General features: G+C 65.9%; 7 protein-coding genes. 1 reads left to right on the top strand and 6 read right to left on the bottom strand.

Annotation, left to right across the window (positions count from 1 at the left end):
• Positions 1–128 precede the first annotated feature (128 nt).
• Positions 129–602 (top strand): SRPBCC family protein, encoded by a 474-nt coding sequence (locus VH499_RS17240; protein ID WP_332053980.1) that lies wholly within the window; start codon positions 129–131, stop codon positions 600–602.
• Between the two features lie 6 nt (positions 603–608).
• On the opposite strand, the gene VH499_RS17235 is transcribed toward VH499_RS17240, so the two are convergent.
• From VH499_RS17235 to VH499_RS17210, 6 genes are all read right to left on the bottom strand, one after another.
• Positions 609–893, bottom strand: coding sequence for a DUF427 domain-containing protein (locus VH499_RS17235; protein ID WP_332053979.1), 285 nt, complete (start codon positions 891–893; stop codon positions 609–611).
• A 204-nt stretch (positions 894–1,097) separates the two neighbouring features.
• Positions 1,098–1,565: an SRPBCC domain-containing protein gene (locus tag VH499_RS17230; protein ID WP_332053978.1), complete on the bottom strand. Its 468-nt coding sequence runs from the start codon at positions 1,563–1,565 to the stop codon at positions 1,098–1,100.
• Positions 1,566–1,589: 24 nt separating this feature from the next.
• Entirely contained in the window at positions 1,590–2,279 is a 690-nt protein-coding gene (locus tag VH499_RS17225) for a DUF899 domain-containing protein (protein ID WP_332053977.1), read from the bottom strand.
• 26 nt (positions 2,280–2,305) lie between these two features.
• A complete protein-coding gene (locus VH499_RS17220; protein ID WP_332053976.1) occupies positions 2,306–2,671 on the bottom strand; it encodes a metalloregulator ArsR/SmtB family transcription factor in 366 nt (121 codons plus the stop codon).
• A 238-nt stretch (positions 2,672–2,909) separates the two neighbouring features.
• A complete protein-coding gene (cysS, locus tag VH499_RS17215; RefSeq protein WP_332053975.1) occupies positions 2,910–4,241 on the bottom strand; it encodes a cysteine--tRNA ligase in 1,332 nt (443 codons plus the stop codon).
• A 214-nt stretch (positions 4,242–4,455) separates the two neighbouring features.
• A partial coding sequence (locus tag VH499_RS17210; protein WP_332053974.1) for a glutamate--tRNA ligase occupies positions 4,456–5,303 on the bottom strand: 848 nt, incomplete at its 5' end.

Below are 5,303 nucleotides of genomic sequence, written 5' to 3'. Positions count from 1 at the left end.
GTCTATTGCATCGATCCACGCGGTCTCGGGCCGTTGCGGCGCTGGCTGGACCAGTTCTGGGACCACGCTCTCGACGCCTTCAAAGCCGAAGTCGAACGCAGCCATCCTTCGCCCAGGAGACGCCAATCATGACTCGCACGATTTCCCTCGCGCCCGTCTTCAAGAAGATCGACGTCGATGCGCCGCCGGCAAAGGCGTTCGAGATCTTTGCCGCCTTTCGCTGGTGGCCCAGGTCGCATTCGATCCTGGAGTCGAAGTCGCCGCAGGTCGCCGTGACGGTCGAACCGAGGGTCGGCGGCCGCTGGTTCGAGCGCGGCGAGGATGGCTCGGAATGCGACTGGGGCAAGGTGGTCGCCTGGGAACCGCCGACGCGGATGGTGATGACCTGGATGCTCGACAGCACGTTCCAGATCAACCCGAAGGTGGTCACCGAGGTCGAAGTGACCTTCACACCGATCGGCGCGAACAGGACCCATGTCTCGCTCGAACATCGCCTGTTCGACCGCTACGGCGAGGAAGGCGAAAAGATGCACGCCGCCGTCGACTCGCCGGACGGCTGGACGGGCCTCTTGAAGGCGTTCGCGGAGGCCGCGGCGGCCTGACGCCGTTCAGCCGACCTGCACGTCTTCCCAGAAGCCGATCCAGTGGTCGACCGGCTTCATCCGGGCTTGCGGGGCCTCGTAGGACCAGGCCGCCCGCTTGCTGGTCCTGGCGCCGTCGACGACATCGTAGAACTGCACGCCGTGCGGGCATTTGAGGTCGTTCTCGGTCTTGGGCGCCATCTTCAGGAGATCCATGCGCACCGAGTCGCGTGGGAAGTAGACGTAGCCATCGACTTCCTCCGTGCGATCGCTCCTGGCGATCTCCTTGCCGTGCCAATTCGCGGTCGTCATCCGTCGGCTCCTTGCAATTGCGGGTCGGATCGCACGCAATTAGGTGATGCGTTCGCTCGCTGTTTCAATAGCAAAGCGACATGCGCCTCGGGGGAGCGCGCCGCGAGACGAAAGGGTGCCTCGCCTTCTGCTCGCGATGAGCCCCTCCCGTGGCGCGAGTCACGTGTCGCAAGGCGGCGTCATCCCGAGCGCAGCGAGGGGTCCTCACACGGCTCTCGCCAGGAAGGCGGCGAGCTTGTCGAACGAGCCGGTCCAGCCGTTCTTGTGGGCGTCGAAGCTCGGCGTGTCGAGGAACGGACCATGGATCAGTGTCAGCTCGGTCTTGCCGCCGACCGCGCGCAGTTCGATGCGCACCGTCGTCTCGTGGCCGCGTGGCTTCTCGTAGTCGCCGTCGGCGTGGTGCGCCCACGTGAAGACCAGCCTGGCCGGCTTCTCGATCTCAATATATTTGCCCGACGAGGCGAAGACGCGGTCGTCCTCGCCGTGACGGCCCTTGATGCGCCAGGCACCGCCCGGCCGCACATCGATCACGCATTCGTCGATCATGACGCCGGGCGGGCACATCCACTGGACGAACTGCTCCCGCTCGGCCCAGGCCGCGAATACGCGCTCGCGCGGCGCGTCGAAGATGCGCACGAGACGCAGCATGTTGCTGTCGATGACCGTGTCCATGGTTTGCTCCTCGCTCGTTGGCGGTCAGTACTGATCGTGCCGGCGAACCCACGCCATGGGGAACGACAGCTCCTCCTCGTCCCGCCCCTTCGAGGTCATGTCGAGCAGGTGATAGGTGCCGTTCAGCACGTCGAGGCCCCGCGCATAGGTCGAATAGGTGTGGCAGATCGCGCCGTCCTCGCCGCGGCGGAAGACGCTGAGACCCGGCGCTTCCTCGCCGTAGGGCTTGATCGTGCCGAAGTTGTACTTGGGCGCCGCCTCGTCCGGCTTGAACGACACGCCGTAGTCGAAGTTGAAGTCGCTGCCGAGCGACGATACCCAGCGCATCGTCCAGCCCATCCGCTTCCTGTAGGCATCGAGCTTGGCAATGGGTGCGCGCGAGACGAGCACGAACGACGTGTCGCGATGCGCGAGATGCGCATCGATGCCGTTGAAGTTGTCGCTCCAGAACGAGCAGCTCGGACAACCTTCGTTCCAGTCCGGCCCGAACATGAAATGCTGGACGATGAGCTGGCCGCGGCCGGCGAACAGATCGCCGAGTGTGACGCGTCCCTCGGGCGCCTCGAAGACATAGTCCTTCTCGACGCGCTCCCACGGCAGCTGGCGCCGCTCGCGGGCAAGCTCCTCGCGCAGACGCGTGAACGCCTTCTCCTTCGCAAGATGCGCCTTGCGGGCTTCCAACCACTCTTCGTGGGAAACGATGCGCGGTGTCATGCGGTCCTCCTTTGACATGAGCTGGATCAGGAGCGGCGGCGGCGCCGACTCTTCTCCTTCGTCTCCTTCACCGGCTTGGGCGCGGTGCGCTTGAGGAACGCGTCGAGCCGGTCGAACTGCTGCTCCCAGAAACGGCGATAGAACTCGATCCAGTCGGCGGCGGCGCGAAAACCTTCGCCGCGCAGCGAACAACGCCGCCACTGCGCCTCGGTATGGCGCTCGATCAGGCCGGCATCGGTCAGCACGCGCAAATGCCGCGACACGGCGGGCAGCGACATGTCGAACGGCTCGGCGAGCTCGCCCACGGTCGCCGCGCCGCTGGCGAGCCGCGCCAAGATGGCCCGGCGGGTCGGGTCGGCCAAAGCGCCAAAGGTTTGCGAGAGTGTATCCATATTTAACGAATAAGTTAAATACGAGATGCACGGCCGTCAAGCCCTTAACTGCAGGGTATTCGGCGGGAGGTCCGAACCGGCGCCGTCCAGCAACGGAGCTGGGAATGGCGCTACAGGCCCGTGCCGCTCCCCTCGCCAGGACCCGTCCAATCACAGGCGCGCAGGTCGGCTTCCGGGCAAGCGCACGACCTGCTGGAGTTCGCCCGGCGCTGATCCCGGGGCAAAGGCTGGAGCGGGGCTAACCCCGCTTCCAGGTCGTGCCCCCGGGGCCGTCCTCCAGGATCACGCCCTTCGACTTGAGATCGTCGCGAATGCGGTCGGATTCCTTGAAGTCCTTCGCCTTGCGCGCGGCCTGGCGTGCGGCGATCGAAGCCTCGATCTCGGAGTCTCCCGGTCCCGAAATGCCGGCCGGCATCCAGCGGAACCAGGCTTCGGCGTCCTGCTGCAGGAGGCCGAGCGCATTGGCGCCGGCGAGAAGCGAAGCGGCATCGGAGAGCCGATGCACGGCGCTGATCGCAAGCGGCGTATTGAGGTCGTCCGACAGTGCCTCCTCGACGGGCTGCGGCACCGCATCCGCCGGACGAGCCGACTTGCCGCGCAGCAGGCCGTACCAACGATCGAGAGTCGCCCTGGCCTGCTGAAGCCCTTCGTGCGTGAAGTCGAGCGGCTGACGATAGTGCGCCATGAGCAGCAACAGGCGGATCGCCTCGGCCGGATACTGGTCCAGGAGTTCGTGCACGGTGAGGAAGTTGCCGAGCGATTTGCTCATCTTCTCGCCGGAGATGTTGAGGAACCCGTTGTGCATCCAGTACTTGGCCATGATGGCATGACCGAACGCACTGCGGCTCTGTGCGATCTCGTTCTCGTGATGCGGGAAGATGAGATCGAGGCCGCCGCCATGGATGTCGAACGTCTCGCCGAGCAGGGCGCCGCTCATCGCCGAGCACTCGATATGCCAGCCCGGGCGGCCGCGGCCCCACCGGCTCGGCCAGCCGGCCTGGTCGTCGGCCGACGGCTTCCAGAGCACGAAGTCCGCCGGATCCTTCTTGTAGGGCGCCACCTCGACGCGCGCGCCCGCGATCAGCTCGTCGCGCGGCTTGCGCGACAGGCGGCCGTAGTCGGGCATGCTGGGCACGCTGAACAGCACGTGGCCGTCCGCGGTGTAGGCGTGACCGCTGCTAATCAGGCGCTCGATCAGCGCAATCATCTGCCCGACATATTCGGTTGCGCGCGGCTCGGCGTCGGGCGCGAGCGCGCCCAGCCGTCGCATGTCGCTCTGGTAGGAGCCGGCCGTGCGCCTGGTCAGGGCTTCGATCGGCTCGCCGCTTTCCGCGGCACGCGCCATGATCTTGTCGTCGATGTCGGTGATGTTGCGCACGTAGGTGACGCGCGGATGGCGCCGCTTCAGCAGGCGATAGAGCACGTCGAAGGCGACGACGGGCCGCGCATTGCCGATATGGACGTAGTCGTAGACTGTCGGACCGCAGACATAGAGGCGCACATGCGCCGGATCGATCGGCACGAACGGCTCTTTTTCGCGCGATAGCGTGTTGTAGACGACAAGGGACATCGCCCCTTCCTCCCGAATCACATGCAGACGAGTTCCGATGGCCCGCGACCGGGCCTCAGACCTCGATACATCGCGCGGCGAACGCGGCCGGGAGAAGAAAATGCGACACGGGACCTATTTATACGAAGCGTTCACGCTGCGCAAACGCCCCTCCATAGAAGGATCCTCGCCCTCGCTTCCGCTCACCCGAACGCTGGAGGGATCGTTGTTCCGCTCAGGCCGCCCTCCCCTGCAGCCTTGCGGTCACCTTGGCGCGGCCAATCAAAGGCAGAAGCTTCGCCATCTCGGGGCCGGTCTCGCGGCCGGTGAGCGCAAGACGGAGCGGATGGAAGAGGGCTCGACCCTTGCGGCCGCTCGCCACCGACAGGACGCCCGTCCAGGTCTTCCACGTGCTCTCGCTCCACGGCTCGCCAGGCAGCGCCTTGACCGCTTCGTGGAGAAACGGCCCGTCTTCGATTGTGGGCACGATGGGTCCACGCACGACCTCGGCCCAGATCCTGGCGTCGGCCAGCGTCATCAGATTGCCCCGCACGGCGAGCCAAAGCGCCTCGTCGACGACGTCGTCGTCGAGCCGGTCGCGCACCGCCTCGTAGGACAGGATGTGCAATGTGCGGGCGCTGAGGTGACCCAACTCCTCCTCGGAGAAGCGAGCCGACGCGCGACCGACGCGAGCGAATTCGATTGTGCCAACCAACGTGTCGAGCGAAGACACCGGCTCGACCAGATCGGCCGTGCCGAGACGGGCCAGCAAGGCATCGATCGCCAACGCCTCGATCCCGCGGTCGCGCAGATCGGCGATCGAAAGCGACCCGGCGCGCTTGCTCAGGCCGCCGCCCGCTGCATCGACCAGCAGCGGCAGATGGGCGAATATCGGCACCGCGGCGTCGAGCGCACGGAACATCTGGATTTGCGCGCCTGTGTTGGTCACATGGTCCTCGCCGCGAATCACGTGGGTGATGCCGAAGGCGATGTCGTCCACCACCGAGGTGAAGCTGTAGAGATACGAACCGTCGGCGCGCACCAGGACAGGATCGCTCTGGCTCGCCTCGTCGACATGCTGGG

It is taken from the genome of Reyranella sp., assembly GCF_036558665.1.
In the GTDB taxonomy this organism is placed as follows: domain Bacteria; phylum Pseudomonadota; class Alphaproteobacteria; order Reyranellales; family Reyranellaceae; genus Reyranella.
This window is presented reverse-complemented; position numbering and strand designations above follow the sequence as displayed.